Origin of the sequence: Bradyrhizobium sp. U87765 SZCCT0048, assembly GCF_018131225.1 — a bacterium.
GTDB lineage: Bacteria > Pseudomonadota > Alphaproteobacteria > Rhizobiales > Xanthobacteraceae > Bradyrhizobium_A.
Genome location: NZ_JAFCMM010000001.1, coordinates 648,183 through 665,190 on the forward strand (window position 1 = coordinate 648,183; position 17,008 = coordinate 665,190).

Below are 17,008 nucleotides of genomic sequence, written 5' to 3' on the forward strand. Positions count from 1 at the left end.
CGGCGACGACAAGCCAAACAGATCATGACACGCAGGTCATACGGGCAAGCTCACGCACCAAAGATGATCCGTGGCGTCGCCCTACCCGTAGCCGTTGGTCACCACCAGCAGCGACCAGGCGAAGTCGGTGACATGGTGCAGCGCCTGGTCGATGCCGATCAGCCACCAGAACCACTGGTGGCCTGGAGCGATCTGGAATTTCGCGACCAGGTATCCCTTGGTGCGGTCGATGATGAGGTGGACGACGAAATCGGCGATGCCGAGAAACCACAGCTTCGGCGCCAGCACCGCGAACAGCAGCGTCGCCAGCGCGCCATGGATGAGACAGTGCGCCGTCAGCGGCACCAGCCAGGCGCCGGCGCTGTCCTTGCCCTTGGCCATCCAGGTGGTCTGCAGCAGGAAGTCGCCGATGACATGCTTGACGGTCAGCAGCAGCATCCAAACGACCAGCGGGCCGACGGCCACCGTGGTCGACCATTGAGGGAGCGTCATCGTGTCTCCGTCCGCATGGCTGTTGCCCCAGGGCGCGCCGGAGCGGAGAGCGCGGACCGCGTCCCCCCGCCGGCGTCCGGCACGCCGACTTCTGCCGCCCCTATCTGCCATATCCTAGGCCGCATGGGCGAGCCCCGCCTTGATTCGCATGATTTCCCGGTGCACGTCCTCGCCGGACGGGTCGGCGGCCGCGATCGCCCGCAGCCGCGCAAGGCAGCCGGCGAGATCCTCGCACGGCAGGCTACCATCGAAGGTCGGCTTGGCCAGCGTGTCGATGATCAGCGACCAGTTCACCAGCGCCCGCCGGTATGGCCGGCCGAGCCCGTGCAGCAGCATCGCCGTCTCCACCACCTCGAGGGCGGCGGCCGGCTGCTTGGTCAGCGCCCGGTCGATCATGTGCAGCCAGCGTTCGACCAGCGGCCGCTCGTGGAGATAGCGCACCGACTGCGGCCGCAGCCGCCGCAGCGACGCGACGCAGCTGGCAGCGAGCCGGCCGCGCCAGGTCCGCCCGGTCAGCGACAGCGTCATGGCCGCGTCCGCCCCGCCGAGCCGCACATGCAGGTCGACGACGAGGCGCGCCAGCGCCACCGGAAACAGCGCCATGATCTCGCGCACCGTCGGCCGCACCGGATCGGGCAGCGCCTCGGCGGCCAGCACCATGCCGAAATCGACCCATTCCGCATCAGGCCCGCCGGCCAGCGCGAGTTGGGCGTGCCAGACGAGATCCTGGTAGGCCATGCGCATGGCGAGCAGCCGCGCGATCTCCAGCAGCATGCGGCCATCGACGGCGCGGCGGCTGGAAAACCGGCCGAGACGGCTGAGATAGAGCCGCGCGTATTCGGCATCCTGGTAGGTGGTCAGCAGCCGCAACGCCGATGCCACCAGCGGCTTGACTTCTGCCGGCAGGTCGGCCGGCACCGGTGGGACGCGGCGGTCGTCGTCGCCGAGACACCAGGCTGCCAGCAGGCGAAGGAAACGCGGCCATTTCATCGCGCGGGGACCCGTCGTCAGGCCTGCGCCGCGGCGACCGGAGGCGCGATCGCCCGCTGTTCGGCGAGCTGCGCTTCCATCCGGTCGAGGTTTTCGAACAGGCGCGCGCTGACAAGGCGAAGGAAATAGAAACCGAACGCCGGGTTCTGCACATAAAGCTCTTCGACCTGGCGGTAACTGACGCTGAGCACCACCCCGCTTTCCAGGCATTCCAGCGTCTGGGTGCGGGTGTTGGACGGCGACAGCATACCCATTTCGCCCGTGATGATGCCGGTCGGCAGGTCGACGCCCATCTCCACGAGGCGGAAACGGCCGCTGACGATGTAGTACATCTCCTCGGCCTTCTCGTCCTTGTAGAACAGCACCTCGCCGGCCTTGCACGGCCGCTCGGTCATGAACGGCTTCAGCCAGCTCATCGACAGGTCGCTGGTGTTAACCGACTTCTTCACGTCGCGCACCAGCTGCAGCATCTGGTGCAGCCGGTAGACGTTGAGCGGCAGCAGGATGCCGTGCAGCAGCGCGGTGGCGTAGGCGTGGGTCGGCAGCGAGTATGCGATCAGCAGCACATTGGTGAGGATGCCGAAGATGCGCAGCGGGATCATCGTGCGCATGGTGTAGGTCGCCACGACGAAGATCGACGTGAACAGGCCTATGGCATGATGGGCGGAGTCCATGGTGGCCAACCCGATGTTGGAACGCGAGAAAGCAATCCGCCGGCAGCGATGCCGGCTCGCCGCGCGAGCCCGCTCCCCTGCCGACGGCAGGCGGTATTATACCCCGTCCCATCCCCCGCCCGCCACACATCTTGCGGAACGCCGCCGTGATCACAGGCAAGCCCTCCCGCGGCAGCCGACCGGTCCGGCTGCGCCGTCCGCCGGCCGCGCCGGCCCGGCGGTCCTGCCCGGCTGCATGCCCGGGCATGATGACAGGAAGACTCAGAATCCCGACGGCTTTATTCCGGCTTTCCGGCGACCGGTCGGCTGACGGCCTGTCCGGGCCGGGTCCGGCATCGGCGCACCGGCCGGCAGCTCGCGCCTACTTCTGTGCCATGCCCGGCAGGATGCCCATCAGCTTGCTGATGATGGTCAGCATCACCTCGTCGGCGCCGCCGCCGATCGAGGTCAGGCGGCGGTCGCGGTAGGCGCGGCTGACCGGGGTTTCGTTCATGAAACCCATGCCGCCCCAGTACTGCAGGCAGGCGTCGGGCACGAGACGGCCGATGCGCCCGGCCTTGAGCTTGGCCATCGACGCAAGGCGCGTGACATCCTCGCCGGCGATCAGCGCTTCGGCGGCGCGGTAGACCAGCGAGCGCAACAGCTCGATCTCGGTCTGCATCTCGGCGAGCTTGAAGTGAACGGTCTGGTTGTCGAGGATGCTCTGGCCGAACGCCTTGCGGCCGCGGGTATAGTCAATGGTCTCGTTGATGGTGCGCTCGTGCGCCTTGAGGCACGCCGCGGCGGCCCACAGCCGCTCCTCCTGGAACTGGAGCATCTGGTAGGTGAAGCCACGGCCCTCCTCGCCGATGCGGTTGCGCTTGGGCACGCGGACGTCGTCGAAATGGATCTGGGCGGTGTCGGAGGCGTGCATGCCGAGCTTGTCGAGCTTGCGGGCGATGGTGACGCCCTTGCTCTTCATCGGCACGACGATCAGCGACTTGTTGCGGTGGGGCTGGCCGTCACTGGTGTTGGTCAGGAGGCAGATCCAGTCGGCCTGGGTACCGTTGGTGATCCACATCTTGCCGCCGTTGATGACATAGTCGTCGCCGTCGGAGCGCGCGGTGGTCTTGATGGAGGCGACGTCCGAGCCGGCGCCGGCTTCCGACACGCCGATGCACGCGACCATGTCGCCGGCGATCGCGGGGGCGAGAAACTCGCGGCGCAGCGCATCCGAGCCGAACCGCGCCAGCGCCGGCGTCGCCATGTCGGTCTGCACGCCGATCGACATCGGGATGCCGCCTGCGCGGATGGTCCCGAGCTCCTCGGCCATCATCACGCCCCAGCTGATGTCGAGGCCCTGCCCGCCGTATTCCACCGGCTTGGTGAGGCCGAGGAAGCCGAGATCGCCGAGCTTCTTGAACACCTCGTGGGCGGGATAGATCCCCGCCTCCTCCCAGGCGTCGACATGCGGATTGATCTCAGTCTCGATCAGGCGGTTGAGAATCCGGCGCGCCTCGTCGTGCTCGGCAGTGAACAGCATCGGCTTTCCTCCTGCTCCGGATCGGTCCGGAGTCATATCGTTGATGCCGCGATGTTGAGCGGCGACGGGCGGCAATGCAACACGCGTGATGCGCACCCGCATTCCGCGCGCCGGAAACAGCAACGGTGACATGCTGAATCCGGCGATTGCCCATTGCTCTCGACCCGGCAATCGTGGCGCAATAGCATCAACGACAGACTGTTCCTGCGACCGGGCGCTTCCATGATCGATCTGCACTACTGGCCGACTCCCAATGGATGGAAAATCACCATCATGCTGGAGGAGTGCGGCCTGCCCTACCGCGTGGTGCCCGTGAACATCGGCCGCAGCGAGCAATTCACGCCGGCGTTTCAGGCGCTGAGCCCCAACGGCCGGATGCCGGCCATCGTCGACCACGCGCCGCTCGGCGGCGGTCAGCCGCTGTCGATCTTCGAAAGCGGCGCCATCCTGCTGTATCTCGCCGAGAAGAGCGGACGGTTCATGCCGGCGGATGTCGGCGGACGCTACCGCGTGACCCAATGGCTGATGTGGCAGATGGGCGGGCTCGGGCCGATGCTGGGCCAGAACGGCCACTTTGCGCTCTATGCGTCGGAAAAGATCCCCTACGCCATCGAGCGCTATGGCCGCGAGGCGCGGCGGCTCTATGCGGTGCTCGACGGCGAACTCGGCCGCACCGGCGACGGCATCGCCGGCGCCTACTCCATCGCCGACATGGCGACGTTTCCCTGGATCATGACCCATAAGGCGCAGGGCATCAGCCTCGACGACTATCCCCACATCAAGCGCTGGTACGCGCAGTTGCGCGAGCGCGAGGCGCTGCAGCGCGGGCTCGCCGTCGGCAAGGAATGGCGTGCGCCCAAGATGGACGACGAGGCCAGGCGCGTGCTGTTCGGCCAGGGCGGCGCACCACCTCAGGGCGCGCCAACGACCTGATCACAACGAGCTGATCGCCGCGACCTGACGACGACGATCCGAAGACAACGATCTAGGACAACGATGGCCGCAAACGGCCCAACGACAAGCGACCTCAGAGGATACGCCGATGGAAGTCTTCTTCGATTGCTCGAGCCCGTGGACCTATCTCGCCTTCCACAACATCCAGCCGCTGGCGGCGGAATTCAACGAGCCGATCGTGTGGCGGCCGATCCTGGTCGGCGGCATCTTCAATAGCGTCAATCCCAGCGTCTACGCCTCGCGCGAAACGCCCGTGCCGGCCAAGCAGCGCTATATGCAAAAGGACCTCGCCGACTGGGCGCGCTCCGCGGGCCTGCGCATCAAGATGCCGCCGACGGTGTTTCCCGTGAACAGCGTCAAGGCGATGCGTGGCTGCATCTATCTGTCCGCCGAAGGCAAGCTGGTGCCGTTTGCGACCGCCGCGTTCGAGGCCTACTGGGGCGATGACAAGGACATCTCGCAGGATGCCGTGCTGGCGGAGATCTGCGACAAGATCGGCGTCGACAGCGAGGCGTTCTTCGCCGGCATCGCGACGCCGGCGGTCAAGGCCGCACTGAAGGAGAACACCGACGACGCCATCGCCCGCGGCGCGTTCGGCTCGCCGACCATCTATCTCGGCGGCACCGACATGTATTTCGGCAACGACCGCCTGCCGCTGATCCGCGAGGCGCTGCAGCGCAAGAGAGCCGCGACCTGAGCCACCGCCCGGCGCCGACCGACGGGCCGCACCGCGCCCGCCGCCACGACCTTCCCTTCTTACAGGTGACGTGCCCGCATGAGCAGTGTAATTCCGGACAGCCGCATTCCCGTCATCGTCGGTATCGGCGAAGTGGTCGATCGCCCGACCGAGCCCACGCAAGGCCTCGAACCGCTCGCACTGATGGCGGTGGCACTGAAGCGCGCCGAATACGACGCCGGCGCCCATCTGCTATCCAGCATCGACAGCCTCGACGTCGTCAACTTCATCAGCTGGCGCTACCACGCGCCCGAGCAGGTGCTGTGCAAGCGGCTCGGTATCGCGCCGGCGCGCGCCGTCTATGGCCCGGTCGGCGGCGAGAGCCCGGTGCGCTACCTGCACGAGGCGGCGCTGCGCATCGCCCGTGGCGACAGCACGGTGGCGGCGATCTGCGGCGCGGAAGCCGCCAGCAGCGTCGCCCGTGCCGAAAAGGCCGGCATCGAGCTGCCGTGGACGCCCTATGCCCACGACGCACCGGCGCCGGTGCGCGGGGCGAGCTACCAGCACCCGATGTCGGTGAAGCTCGGCGTCGCCAGGCCGATGACCGCCTATCCGTTCTACGACAACGCCTCCGCCGCCCACTGGGGCCAGACGCCGCGCGAAGCGATCGCCGAGTCCGCCGAATTGTGGGCGCGCTATGCCGACGTCGCCGCCGACAATCCCAGCGCCTGGCTGCGCCGCAAGGTCGGGCCTGCGGAGATCGCGACGCCCTCGGCCGACAACCGGCCGATCGCCTGGCCCTACACCAAGCTGATGGTCGCCAACCCCACGGTGAACCAGGGCGCGGCCCTCATCGTCACCAGCCTTGCCGCGGCGCGCGCCGCCGGCATCGCCGACAATCGCATGGTGCATGTGTGGGGCGGCGCCTTCGCGATCGAGCCGCGCGATTTCCTCAACCGCGACCAGTACCACCGCAGCGACTGCCAGGACGCGGTGCTGGAGGCGGCAATGGCACTCGCCGGCGGCGATGGCCGTGCCTTCGACGCGCTCGAACTCTACAGTTGCTTTCCCTGCGTGCCGAAGATGGCGCGGCGCACGCTCAGGCTCGGGGCGGATGTCGAGCCAACGGTCACCGGCGGCCTGACGTTCTTCGGTGCGCCGCTCAACGACTACATGACCCACGCCGCCTGCGCGATGGTGCGGCGGCTGCGCCGCGGCGGCACGGGGCTTCTCTACGGCCAGGGCGAATACGTCACCAAGCACCATGCGCTGGTGCTGTCGTCACGTCCCGCGCCCGCGCCGCTTCAGCAGGACACGAGCGTGCAGGCCGAAGCCGACCGCCGCCGCGGGCCGGTGCCCGCCGTCGTCACGGAGGCGACAGGCACGGGCACGGTGGAGACCTTCACGGTGATCTACGACCGCACCGGTGCGCCGGAGCACGGCGTCGTCATCCTGCGCACGAAGGACGGCGCCCGCACGCTGGCGCGCGTGCCGGCCAGCAACACCTCAACGATCGCGCGGCTGACCGATCTCGACCGCTCACCGATCGGACTGACCGGGACGATCACGACGGCTGAGGATGGACTGCTGGCGTGGAGAATGGACGCCTGATATCGCGCGACACCCGCAACCCGGCTAGCGAACGCAATCCGCCACGTAAAACGCGCCCGGACACTCCGTGCTCTGCGTGCAGCATTGGGAGTTGCCCGTGTAGACCGTCGTCGATCCGGAGCAGTGCGTGTATTCGTATTGCGTATCGCTGATCTTCCGACACTGCGATTTGCCCTGCACGAGCCCTCCCGCACCGTTGGGCCGCGCGCACCAGTTCGGCCGGTTGTCCGTGCCCTGATTGCCGCATGTCTGGATGTCGTCGGCGCGCGCCGGGCCACCAAACCACGCGATCAGGACGATCAAAGCCAGGATCCTTCGCATCGCTGCTCTCCCTCGACATCGCCGGCACGAAACTCAGCACAGGGTTTGGCAACCAGCCATCGCGCGCCACGGCCCGCCTCCCGATGCGACATCCAGGCCGCACGACAGGGATTTTCACCCTCGTCGACCGACGACGGCAAAGGCAACGATATGATGTCGAGTCACGGACGACTGACGACGCGGGCCGGCCAGATCAAATGGCGAAACAAGTCTGAAATACCGCCTGACCGTACGGAATGCCCGGAGCTTTGTCCAGTTGGCCGCATCACCACGTGTTGCTGCACTCACCCTCCGGGCCGGCAAATGGTCAACATCGGGCGGCGAGCCCACGATGATCCGCGCCCCGGATTCGCTGCGCCGATGCGGGTGGCGCAGCGGCCGCCGATCAGGATGCGCAACGACGCGCGGCAGCACTCCGCCTGCGCTCTCACACCCACCGGCCACCACCGTCGACATGCAGCACCTCGCCGGTGATGAAGCTGTTGGTCATCAACAGCAGCGCGGCCTGCGCGACGTCCTGCGGACGGCCGACACGGCGGACGGGGACACTTGCGGCCGAGGCCTCCAGCACCTGAGGCTTGGCGTCGCCCAAAATGCGATCGAGCAGCGGCGTGTCGATCAGCCCGGGCGCCAGCGCGTTCACGCGGACCGGGGCGAGTTCGAGGGCGAGCGCGCGGGCCATCGCCTCGACGCCGGCGACGGCCGCAGCGAACACCGCGCCGGCGGCAATCGGACGCGCACTCAACTGCGCCGAGGTCAGCGTGATCGAACCACCCTCGCGCAACCGCGGCACCGCCGCCTTGATGGCCAGCAGCGGGCCGACCAGCCGCTCGGCCAGCACGGCGGTGAGATCGTGCGCGCTGTGCGCGGCGAGCGGCAGCAGCCGCGCGGTGCCGGCGGTGATGACGAGATGATCGAGATGGGGAATGTCGCCGAACAGCGCCGACATCGCCTCCGCATCGGCGATGTCGGCGGTGATCGTCGTGGCGCCGCCCAGTGCCGTCGCGGCATGGCGCAGCCGTGTCGCATCGCGAGCCACCAGCACAAGATCGGCCCCCGACCGGCGCGCCTCGGCGGCGATAGCGAGGCCCAGCCCCGAGGAGCCGCCGATTAGGGCGATGGTCTGCCCTTCGAGCGATGAAGGGGTGTGAATGTCCGACGGCATGATGGCCTCCTTGCTGCAAATCAGGTCGGCCGGAGGCTTATTTGATCGCTTCGCTGCGAGGTAGATAGCGAAATGCGATGCCATTCATCGTCTTTAGCGATATATCGGAAGGATGGATCTCCTGTCCGCCATGCGCATCTTCGTCCGGGTCGTCGAGCGCGGCAGCCTGTCGGCCGCCGCCCGAGACCTGCATCTCGGCCAGCCCACCGTCAGCGAACGGATCGAGCGGCTGGAACGGCAGCTCGGCGTGCGGCTGCTGGAGCGCACCACCCGCGCGGTGACGACCACCGAGGCCGGCGAGCGCTTCTACGAGCGGGCGAAAGGCGCCGTCGAAGCCGCCGATGACGCACTCGCCGCCGCGAGTGCGCGCGAGGGTTCGCTAAGCGGGACGCTGCGCGTCGCCGCGCCCCACGGCCTTGGCGAAGTGACGCTGCCGCCGCTGCTGATCCGCTTCCAGGCACAGCATCCGCAGCTGGCCATTGATCTCACGCTGAACGACCGCTTCGTCGAGCCGGTGGTGGAAGGCGTCGACCTGTCGCTGCGGATCGGGACCGTCAGCGACGGCCATTTCGTCGCGCGCCGGCTCGGCGCGATCGAGCGGGTGATGCTGGCGGCCCCCGCTTATCTGACGCGCTACGCGGCGCCGCAGACGCCAGAGGATTTGATTGCCCATCCATTCATCCGTATCTCAGGTCTTGCCCCGCACAACCGCCTGCGGCTGACCGCCCCCAACGGCGCGGTGATCGAGACTCCGATCCGCACCGCGTGGCAAGCCAATCACTGGCGGCCGCTGCGCGACGCCCTGCTCGCCGGTGCCGGGATCGGCGCGCTGCATCGCACCGTGTGCGCGGCGGAGATCGCCGACGGGCGGCTGGTACCGGTGCTGGCGGACTATCGCTTCGTGCCGCTCGACGTGCACGCGCTCCATCCGGCAAGCCCGCACGTGCCGCTGAAAACGCGCGCCCTGCTCGACATGCTGACGCAACACGCAGAGGATCTGCTGGGCCCGACACACAGCGACATGCATCGGGGCTGGGCGAAGAACATGCGATGATCAGCTCCCCGATATCGCTTCGTTCATTCCGGCCACGCGTCTGACGGAGCACGCGACATGAGTATACGAGAACATCCGCACCCGGAGGGGCTTCTGCACAGCGCGGCATTCTCGAAGGTGGTTGTCGCCTCAGGAGGGCGTACAATCGATGCTGCGGGGCAAATTTCTATCGATGAGACCGGCTACGATTGGCGCTGGGGATCTGTCTCACCACGCACGCGATCTGCGCGGCCACCGGCAGCAGGACGCCGTCGAAGCTGACGGGCGAAAGAAACATTCGTTCAGTCCATGTTTCGGCCACGGGCACGCCGCAATTACCGCCCCGCTGCGAGCCCAATTCAGCCCTGCCCATTCCAGATTTGCGGCGTATTGCGACCCGACTCCTTGCCGACATTGGGATCACCAGCGTTTGCGCTAACGACAAGATACCGGGGACGTATGTCACATCATTCAGCGAGATGTGCTGCGGCGCTTGCCGCCAGCATCCTGGCCGGGGCCAACTTCACCGCCATGGCACAGAGCGCCGCCACAGGGGCGAGCAGCCAGCCGGCGGACACCTGCCTGTCCGCCCCGAAGGGAACCGCGCCTGCGGGAAGCCACTGGTTCTACCACGTCGAGCGCGGCACAAAGAAGCAGTGCTGGTATCTCGGCGAGGCCAAGACCAAGACCACGACCAAGACTGCCAGGACGGCGACCACGCAGCAACGGCCCGCAGCGGCCGCGGCCGACACAGCGGCGACCGATGCGACGCCGCCCCAGACCCCGCCGGCCCCCGCGCCGGCGATGCGCCAATCAGCGGCCGACGCGCATGCCGAGTGGCCTCCGTCGCCGGCATCAACATTGCCAGTCTTGAGCGCGGGCGCCGGTCAGGCCAGCGATCCGTCGCCACCAACCGCACCCGACCGCGCGAACGCCCTGTCTTCTGACGTGAACGCCAGATGGCTCGATGCATCGAGCATGGCCGGAACCAACGGGACCCGGCACGCTGCAAACCAGCTGACCGCGGCCGCGCCGGCCAATGCAACGCCGCCGCAAGCGGAGGCGCCAGCACCTGCCGCCGTAACCGAGGCGTCCGCCGAGCAATCTTCGCCCTCGACCCAGATGCTGCTGATCGCGATGGTCAGCGCCCTGGCCCTGGCCGGCCTCGTCAGCGCGGTGGTCTTGCGGCTGCCTCGCACACGCGCGCCGACTTACCAGGTCAACAACGAGCGGCGTGCGCCCTGGGATTCGATCCACACCGAACCGGCGCTCCCCACGCCCGTCAGCCACAACAGTCCGCTGCGTCTGTCACAGGCGCCGCCGCGCCGCGTCGAGATGCCGGTCTCCCCCCGTGAGACTGCAGGTGATGATCCGGATCAAACCGCGCAGGACAACCAGCAGATCACAGCGATGCTGCAACGGTTGGCGCGCAGCGCAGCGAGCTAGCTGGTGATATCCGCCCCCTGAAGCGCCGGTCATCGCGCGCGATAGAGTGCGGCGCGCGGCATGGCTCACGGCCATTCCCCTGCAACCGGCAAAGCCTGGGCGGCCATGCATTTTCCGGAGCAGCGCATTGAAAGGAGTGAGAGAGGCTGCACCCGGGATGTGTGAAGATCAGCTCCGGATATCGCTCCGCTCATCGGGTGTTATGCGCTGGAATTGTTGATGGGCTCGCTCCTCACCCCGCCGTCACATGCACGCCCGGCCGGCGGCCATCGTTCCACTTTCCATCGATCGCGCGTTCGATCTGTGCGGCCAGTTGCAGCAGAAGGCCGTCATTGGCCTGCTTCGCCTGGGCCTGGATGCCGAGCGGCAAGCCCAGTTCGTTGGTGGCGAGCGGCAGCGAGATCGCGGGGATGCCGCAGAGATTGGCCAGCGGCGTGAAGGCGAAATTGCGCCACAGGTTCTCGAACCAGTCGAGCACCGAGGGATTGTCGCTGATGGTCAGATATTCGGTGGTGCCGACCTTGGGGGTCGGCAGCGCGGTGACCGGCGTCAGGATGATGTCAAAATCCTCGAAGAACGCGCCGAAACCGCGCGACGTCGTATTGAACACCGCCTGCATGCGCGCACGCTCGGCAAAGCTGATGTCGCGGCCGTGCTCCCAGATGCGGATGTTGACGGGTTCGACGAGATCTTCCGGCGGCCGCTCGAGGCCGCGCGCGGCGAGCATGTTGCCGATCACCACCGCGAAGTTGGAGATGTAGCAGGTGGTCTGCGCCGCGAACGCCGCGCGCAGGTCGACCGCAGGCAGCGCCTCCTCGACATGGTGGCCGAGGCTTTCAAGGAAGCGCCCGACCCGCGCGAGTTCCGCCGCGATGTGCGGCGTGGCGCGGTAGTCGCCCCACTGATGCGACAGCGCGATCCTGAGCCGCGGCGGATCGCGCGTGATCGTCTTCGTGTAGGGCTCGGGCGCCGTCCAGTACGGCATGAACTCGCCGGGCGCGCCGCCGCGGCAGGCATCGACGAAGGCCGCGGTGTCGCGCACACTGCGCGACTGGCAGCCCTGGATCGACACGAGGCCCGACAGATCCGACAGATGCGGCGCGATCGAGAACACGCCGCGCGACACCTTCAGGCCGATGTTGCCGTTGACCCCGGCCGGGATACGGATCGAGCCGCCGCCGTCGGTGGCATGGGCCAGCGGCACCACGCCCGCCGCCACCGCTGCGGCGCTGCCGGCGGACGAGCCGCAGGTGGTGTAATCGGTGTTCCAGGGATTGCGGGTGACGTAGACGGCGGGGTTTTCGGCCGAGCTGCAGACACCGAATTCCGGCGTGGTGGTGCGGCCGATGAGGTTGAGGCCGGCCTTGCGCATCTGCGTGGTGAGAAAGGTGTCGGCCTCGGCGCGGTTGCCGCGCATCAGCAGCGAGCCCATCTCCTGCAGCCGGCCCTTGAGTGTCGGGCCGAGGTCCTTCATCAGGAACGGCAGACCGGCGAAGGGGCCATCGAGGTTGGCACCGTCCTTTGCCGGATCGGCGATGACATCGTCGAACAGCTCGACCACGGCGGAGATCTGCGGGTCGACCCTGGTAGCGCCCGCGGCGGCCTGGGCGGCGAGTTCGGCCGGGGTCACCTCCCCCTTCCGCACCCGCGTGGCGAGCGCCGTGCCATCGTGCCGCGCCCACTCGTCCCAACTCATCGCCAGCGTCATTGCCATCCGTCTCCGCAAGATCAGAGTCGGACAGTAGATGGGCAAGACGTCAGGTCAACACGCGGCCCTGCATGCGCTTCCCGCAAGCCTTGCAGGACCAGCGCAATGCACAAATTCACGGCTTGCTGACTATCCCATCAGCTCTTGACCGCGCCAGCGGTGAGGCCCGAGACCATGTAGCGCTTGAAGACGTAGTAGATCACGACCGGCGGCAGCGAGTAGATGAGCCCGGTCGCCATCAGCAGCTCCCACGGCGAATCGTCCGCCGCCAGGAAGTTGCCGAGCGCGACGCCGAGCGTGACGTCGGTGTCGCGCGACAGCAGCAGGAAGGCGTAGAGATACTCGTTCCACGCCAGCAGCAGCGCATAGGTGCCGACCGCGACCAGCGAGGGCACCATCAGCGGCAGGTAGACCAGGCGAAACAGCTGCCAGGGCGAGGCGCCGTCCATCACCGCGGCTTCGTCCAGCTCGTAAGGCAATTTGTCCGACGCCTGCTTGAGCACCCAGATGGCATAGGGCGAGGCCAGGGTCACCATGGCGAAGATCATCGCCGCATGAGTGTTGAGCAGGCCGTAGTTGCCCATGGTGCGGTACATCGGCACGGCGAGAAACGCCGCCGGAATGAAGTAGGTGAACAGCGCGAGGTTCATGACGAGCCCCCCGCCCCGCACCTTGAGCCGGCTGATGGCGAACGCGGCGCAGGTCGCGATGAACAGCGTCAGCGCGCCAGTCGCCACCGCGATGATCAGCGAGTTGCCGAACTGCTGCCAGAAGTGATGCAGGTAGAAATGCTTCTGCCCGAACACGATGGCGAAGTTATTGAGCGTCGGCTGCGCCGGCCACAGCGCCCCCGACATGGCGCTGTCCTTCGCCGAGAACGCGAACAGCATCATGTGGTAGATCGGCGCCATGGTCCACAGCAGCACCGGAATGCCGACCAGCAGGAGCTTGGCCTCGGTCGAGACCTTCTGCCACCACGCCTGTTGTGCGATCGTGCTCATTTGGCAAGCCGTTTCATCATGAAGTAGATCAGCGGAACGACCAGCGGCATCGCGCAGACCACAGCGGCGACCGACATGTCGACCTGGTCGAGGCGCAGGTAGCGCAGGCCGAGCGTCGCCAGCACATGGGTGAGATCGGCCGGTCCGCCGCCGGTGAGCAGGTAGACGCTGTTGAAATCGCCGAGCGACCACAGCGTCGACAGGATCAGGCAGGTCAGCCACAGCGTGCGCAGCGAAGGCCAGGTGACGAAGCGGAATTTCTGGAAAGTGGTGGCGCCGTCGACGGAGGCGGCCTCATAGAGGTCCGAGGGGATCGCGAGCCGGCCGGCGACCAGGATCAGCGTCCAGAACGGCAGCGATTTCCAGATGTGCACGGCCATCGCGAGCGACAGCGCCAGCGTCGGATTGTTGAGCCAGTTGGGGCCGTCGTCACCGGTCAGCGCAAAGATCGCATGATTGATGATGCCCCACTCCGGATTGAGCATGAAGCGCACCGACAGGATGGTGGTGATCGACGGCACCGCCCACGGCAGGATGAAGATCAGCGCCAGAATTCTGATCCACCAGCGGTCCTGCACGAAGAAGTCGGACAGGAACAGCGCGATGATCATCTTCAGCGTGATGCCGACGCCGAGGAAGATCAGCGTGTTGATGACGGTGCGAAAGAAGATCGGATCGGCCGCGAGCTTGACGTAGCTGTCCGGATTGCGCGCCAGCCACAGGCCGTAGCCGACCGGATAGAGCACGAACACCAGGAACAGGATGACATAGGGCACGAGCATCAGGAGCCCGAGCCGCTCCGCCGGTGTCATGCGCGACAGGCGAAAGCCAGCGCCGGGCGCGTCGGATTGAACGGTCGATGCCAGTACGGTCATGGAACAGACCTTTCGAATGCCTTCGCCTGTGCTGCAGCAGAGCGAGCGGGCGCCGTGCCGTGCACCACGACATCAGGGCGGAGCGGCGACAACGCCGCCCCGCCCCCACGCGTTCAGTTGGCGATCGTCTTGATGCGGGCGATCATTTCATCGACGGCCTTGTCGACCGGCACCTTCTCGTTGACGATGCGGTTCATGGCCACCGCCCAGACGTTCTCGTTGTTGACCACCGTGAACTTGTAGTTCTTCGTGAACTCGAACGTCACGGTGCCGGCCTTGAACTGGTTATAGACCGAACGGCGATGCGGATCGGCCTGCCAGAACGGCTGCTCCTGCCCGCTCCTGGTCACCGGAAACCAGCGGCCGAGCGAGCCTTCCACATACGGCGTGAGGTTCTCGTCCTGCAGCAGGAAGCTCACGAACTGCTTGGCCAGTGCCTTGTTCCTGGCGCCAGAGAACACCACGCCGGTCTTCACCGCCGCGCGGTAGACCATCTTCGAGCCATCCGGCTTGTTGGGGAAGCCGGAGGTCGCGATCAGTTCCTCATAGTTCTTCTTGGCCTGGGCCCGCTGCTCCGGTGTCAGCGACTCGTTGTTGCTGTCGTCGAGCCACTTGGCCGGAAGCGAGATGGTGGCGTTGTGGGTCAGCACGATCGAGCGGTTGTGGAAGGCGACATTGTTGTCCGGGTCCTTCCAGCTCGTCGCCGACGGCGGCGCGCAGCTCTTCTGTGCCGGCATCACATAGCTGGTCATCGCCTTGATCAGGCCTTCGCGCACCTTCGGATCGTCGACCAGGAGCTTGCCGTTGTCATCGACCAGCTTGACGTTATAGGCATCCATGAAGGTCAGGAACGAGTAGAAACTGTCGCTGGAATCGACGCCCATCGGCGCGCCGACGCCGTAGACGCGCTGGCCAGTGGCCTTGCGCACGGCGGGCTGCACCTTGTCGCACCAGAAATTCCAGTAATCGTCCCAGCCGGTCGGGATCTCGCTTTCCTTGATGCCCGCCTTCTCCAGCATGTCGCGCCAGTAGTTGATGTGCATGGTCTGCTGCTTGAGCGGAAACGCGTAGTAGGCGCGCGCGTTGGTCTTGCCGTTCAGGAGATGGGTCGTCTCCAGCGTATTGGGGGCGAACTTGTCCTTCAGCGGCGTCATGACGTCGGAGATGTCTTCGAGCTTGCCGTCGAAGGCCCACTTGCCGGTGACCTGGAAATCATAGACGTCGGCATAGGCGACGTCCGGCGGCGTGTTGGAATCGAGCGCGGCCACCGTCTTCGGAATCATGTCCTGCACGGGATACTGCGACAGCTCGACCTTGTTGCCGGTCTTGGTCTCGAACGCCTTGATGGCCTTGAGCAGCGCCTCGTCCTCGGCCTTGTAGAAGCCCTTCACCCACCACACCGTGAGCGTCTCGGCCGACGCCGGCGCGACCGCCGACATCATCAGCGCCGCGGCTGTCGCCGCCAGCATGGCCTTCATCGCTTGCCTCCCCATCCTCGTCTCCTCTCCAAGGTTATTGCTGTTGGTTGCCGTGATCGTGCGCGCGCTCGCGCGCCGCTTCAAGAGCGCAGGCGCGGTTGGCGCCAAATGGCTGGAGCTATGGCTGTCGCTGTCGTCACGACCGTTCCTCCCGATCCCTTGTGGGTGCCGGCTTGCCGCCGTTGTTGCTTGCCGCCTGTCATACAGGTGGATAGTATGATTGTCGAGACAAAGAGCCCAAGGAAAAATTCAGGGGAAACGCCCGGTGGAACCGATCAAGGCCGTGAGCCTCGTCGATCAGGTCGTGGAGCGCGTGCGAACCCACATAGTGGAGCAAGGCCTCGGCGCAGGTGACTTCCTGCCGAGCGCGCAGGAACTCGGCACGATCTTCGGTGTCAGCCGCGGCGTCGTACGCGAGGCGCTGACACAACTGGAGGCCGTCGGCATCATCGACATCGCCAACGGCCGGCGGCCGATGGTGCATCGCCTCGAGCCCAACGCGATGGCGCAGGCGTTCGATCATGGCCTCGCGACACGCCAGGTCTCGTTCCGCAACATCGGCACCTTTCGCCGCACCGTCGAATGCGAGGCCGCGGTGCTCGCTGCGCAAGAGCGCACCGACGAGCATCTCGTCCGGCTCGACGCCGCGATCAAGGACCTGCGCCAGAGCCTGCAGGACCCCAAGCGTTTCCTCGCCACCGATTTCGAATTGCATGCGGTGATCGCACAGGCCTCGGGCAATCCACTCTACGCCATCACCACCGAAGCGCTGACCATGACCATCAAGGGCATGATCTATGATGGCCTGTGCTCGATCACGTCACTGGCAGAGTGGAAGCAGATCCTCAAGACCCACGAAGGCATCGTCGAGGCGATCCGCGACCGCGACGCCGTCAAGGCGCGCAAGATGATGACCCGTCATTTCGACGAGGCACTGAACCGCGCGGCGCTGTATTAGCGGCGCGATGATGTGACGTTCGACCGACTATCGCCTCATCCTGAGGAGCCCGCGCAGCGGGCGTCTCGAAGGATGAGGCCTGCGCGGAAGCGCCCCGGCCTCAT

16 protein-coding genes are annotated in these 17,008 nt (G+C 66.6%); 6 read left to right on the forward strand and 10 right to left on the reverse strand.

The window, feature by feature from the left end:
- Positions 1-81: 81 nt before the first annotated feature.
- From JQ639_RS02790 to JQ639_RS02805, 4 genes are all read right to left on the reverse strand, one after another.
- On the reverse strand, positions 82-492 hold the full coding sequence (locus JQ639_RS02790; protein WP_211969564.1) for a DUF3307 domain-containing protein: 411 nt from the start codon (positions 490-492) through the stop codon (positions 82-84).
- A gap of 114 nt (positions 493-606) precedes the next feature.
- Entirely contained in the window at positions 607-1,482 is an 876-nt protein-coding gene (locus tag JQ639_RS02795) for a DUF6537 domain-containing protein (protein WP_211969563.1), read from the reverse strand.
- Positions 1,483-1,499: 17 nt separating this feature from the next.
- Complete coding sequence (locus tag JQ639_RS02800; protein ID WP_211969562.1) at positions 1,500-2,156, reverse strand: Crp/Fnr family transcriptional regulator; 657 nt, start codon at positions 2,154-2,156, stop codon at positions 1,500-1,502.
- A gap of 361 nt (positions 2,157-2,517) precedes the next feature.
- A complete protein-coding gene (locus tag JQ639_RS02805; RefSeq protein WP_211969561.1) occupies positions 2,518-3,678 on the reverse strand; it encodes an acyl-CoA dehydrogenase family protein in 1,161 nt (386 codons plus the stop codon).
- A gap of 222 nt (positions 3,679-3,900) precedes the next feature.
- Between JQ639_RS02805 and JQ639_RS02810 the strand changes: the two genes are divergently transcribed.
- The 3 genes from JQ639_RS02810 (at position 3,901) to JQ639_RS02820 (ending at position 6,919) form a co-directional block, all read left to right on the forward strand.
- Positions 3,901-4,611 carry a glutathione S-transferase N-terminal domain-containing protein gene (locus JQ639_RS02810; RefSeq protein ID WP_211969560.1) on the forward strand — a complete coding sequence of 237 codons (711 nt, stop codon included), beginning with the start codon at positions 3,901-3,903 and terminating at the stop codon, positions 4,609-4,611.
- 109 nt (positions 4,612-4,720) lie between these two features.
- Positions 4,721-5,329: a 2-hydroxychromene-2-carboxylate isomerase gene (locus JQ639_RS02815; RefSeq protein WP_211969559.1), complete on the forward strand. Its 609-nt coding sequence runs from the start codon at positions 4,721-4,723 to the stop codon at positions 5,327-5,329.
- A gap of 78 nt (positions 5,330-5,407) precedes the next feature.
- On the forward strand, positions 5,408-6,919 hold the full coding sequence (locus tag JQ639_RS02820; protein WP_211969558.1) for an acetyl-CoA acetyltransferase: 1,512 nt from the start codon (positions 5,408-5,410) through the stop codon (positions 6,917-6,919).
- A gap of 24 nt (positions 6,920-6,943) precedes the next feature.
- On the opposite strand, the gene JQ639_RS02825 is transcribed toward JQ639_RS02820, so the two are convergent.
- Both JQ639_RS02825 and JQ639_RS02830 read right to left on the reverse strand, forming a co-directional pair.
- Entirely contained in the window at positions 6,944-7,240 is a 297-nt protein-coding gene (locus tag JQ639_RS02825; RefSeq protein ID WP_211969557.1) for a hypothetical protein, read from the reverse strand.
- Positions 7,241-7,667: 427 nt separating this feature from the next.
- Positions 7,668-8,405, reverse strand: a complete 738-nt coding sequence (locus JQ639_RS02830) for an SDR family oxidoreductase (RefSeq protein ID WP_211969556.1) — start codon at positions 8,403-8,405, stop codon at positions 7,668-7,670.
- 130 nt (positions 8,406-8,535) lie between these two features.
- Between JQ639_RS02830 and JQ639_RS02835 the strand changes: the two genes are divergently transcribed.
- Both JQ639_RS02835 and JQ639_RS02840 read left to right on the forward strand, forming a co-directional pair.
- Complete coding sequence (locus tag JQ639_RS02835; protein WP_249123569.1) at positions 8,536-9,459, forward strand: LysR family transcriptional regulator; 924 nt, start codon at positions 8,536-8,538, stop codon at positions 9,457-9,459.
- A gap of 438 nt (positions 9,460-9,897) precedes the next feature.
- Positions 9,898-10,884 (forward strand): hypothetical protein, encoded by a 987-nt coding sequence (locus JQ639_RS02840; RefSeq protein WP_211969554.1) that lies wholly within the window; start codon positions 9,898-9,900, stop codon positions 10,882-10,884.
- A 232-nt stretch (positions 10,885-11,116) separates the two neighbouring features.
- Here JQ639_RS02840 and JQ639_RS02845 read toward each other — a convergent pair whose 3' ends face one another.
- The 4 genes from JQ639_RS02845 to JQ639_RS02860 form a co-directional block, all read right to left on the reverse strand.
- Complete coding sequence (locus JQ639_RS02845; RefSeq protein WP_211969553.1) at positions 11,117-12,592, reverse strand: amidase; 1,476 nt, start codon at positions 12,590-12,592, stop codon at positions 11,117-11,119.
- Between the two features lie 137 nt (positions 12,593-12,729).
- Positions 12,730-13,593, reverse strand: coding sequence for a carbohydrate ABC transporter permease (locus tag JQ639_RS02850; protein WP_211969552.1), 864 nt, complete (start codon positions 13,591-13,593; stop codon positions 12,730-12,732).
- On the reverse strand, positions 13,590-14,459 hold the full coding sequence (locus JQ639_RS02855; protein ID WP_371745178.1) for a carbohydrate ABC transporter permease: 870 nt from the start codon (positions 14,457-14,459) through the stop codon (positions 13,590-13,592). Before JQ639_RS02855 ends, JQ639_RS02850 begins: the two co-directional genes overlap by 4 nt.
- Positions 14,460-14,581: 122 nt before the next feature.
- Positions 14,582-15,961: an ABC transporter substrate-binding protein gene (locus tag JQ639_RS02860; protein WP_211969550.1), complete on the reverse strand. Its 1,380-nt coding sequence runs from the start codon at positions 15,959-15,961 to the stop codon at positions 14,582-14,584.
- A 250-nt stretch (positions 15,962-16,211) separates the two neighbouring features.
- Between JQ639_RS02860 and JQ639_RS02865 the strand changes: the two genes are divergently transcribed.
- Positions 16,212-16,904, forward strand: coding sequence for a FadR/GntR family transcriptional regulator (locus tag JQ639_RS02865; protein ID WP_211969549.1), 693 nt, complete (start codon positions 16,212-16,214; stop codon positions 16,902-16,904).
- The last annotated feature ends 104 nt before the right edge of the window (positions 16,905-17,008 follow it).

Excerpts from the sequence above, each read along its gene's own strand:
- JQ639_RS02800 (WP_211969562.1), bottom strand. The coding sequence starts at position 2,156 with ATGGACTCCGCCCATCATGCCATAGGCCTGTTCACGTCGATCTTCGTC.
- JQ639_RS02810 (WP_211969560.1), top strand. The coding sequence starts at position 3,901 with ATGATCGATCTGCACTACTGGCCGACTCCCAATGGATGGAAAATCACC.
- JQ639_RS02795 (WP_211969563.1), bottom strand. The coding sequence starts at position 1,482 with ATGAAATGGCCGCGTTTCCTTCGCCTGCTGGCAGCCTGGTGTCTCGGC.
- JQ639_RS02850 (WP_211969552.1), bottom strand. The coding sequence starts at position 13,593 with ATGAGCACGATCGCACAACAGGCGTGGTGGCAGAAGGTCTCGACCGAG.
- JQ639_RS02790 (WP_211969564.1), bottom strand. The coding sequence starts at position 492 with ATGACGCTCCCTCAATGGTCGACCACGGTGGCCGTCGGCCCGCTGGTC.
- JQ639_RS02805 (WP_211969561.1), bottom strand. The coding sequence starts at position 3,678 with ATGCTGTTCACTGCCGAGCACGACGAGGCGCGCCGGATTCTCAACCGC.
- JQ639_RS02825 (WP_211969557.1), bottom strand. The coding sequence starts at position 7,240 with ATGCGAAGGATCCTGGCTTTGATCGTCCTGATCGCGTGGTTTGGTGGC.
- JQ639_RS02815 (WP_211969559.1), top strand. The coding sequence starts at position 4,721 with ATGGAAGTCTTCTTCGATTGCTCGAGCCCGTGGACCTATCTCGCCTTC.
- JQ639_RS02845 (WP_211969553.1), bottom strand. The coding sequence starts at position 12,592 with ATGACGCTGGCGATGAGTTGGGACGAGTGGGCGCGGCACGATGGCACG.
- JQ639_RS02860 (WP_211969550.1), bottom strand. The coding sequence starts at position 15,961 with ATGGGGAGGCAAGCGATGAAGGCCATGCTGGCGGCGACAGCCGCGGCG.
- JQ639_RS02835 (WP_249123569.1), top strand. The coding sequence starts at position 8,536 with ATGCGCATCTTCGTCCGGGTCGTCGAGCGCGGCAGCCTGTCGGCCGCC.
- JQ639_RS02820 (WP_211969558.1), top strand. The coding sequence starts at position 5,408 with ATGAGCAGTGTAATTCCGGACAGCCGCATTCCCGTCATCGTCGGTATC.
- JQ639_RS02840 (WP_211969554.1), top strand. The coding sequence starts at position 9,898 with ATGTCACATCATTCAGCGAGATGTGCTGCGGCGCTTGCCGCCAGCATC.
- JQ639_RS02830 (WP_211969556.1), bottom strand. The coding sequence starts at position 8,405 with ATGCCGTCGGACATTCACACCCCTTCATCGCTCGAAGGGCAGACCATC.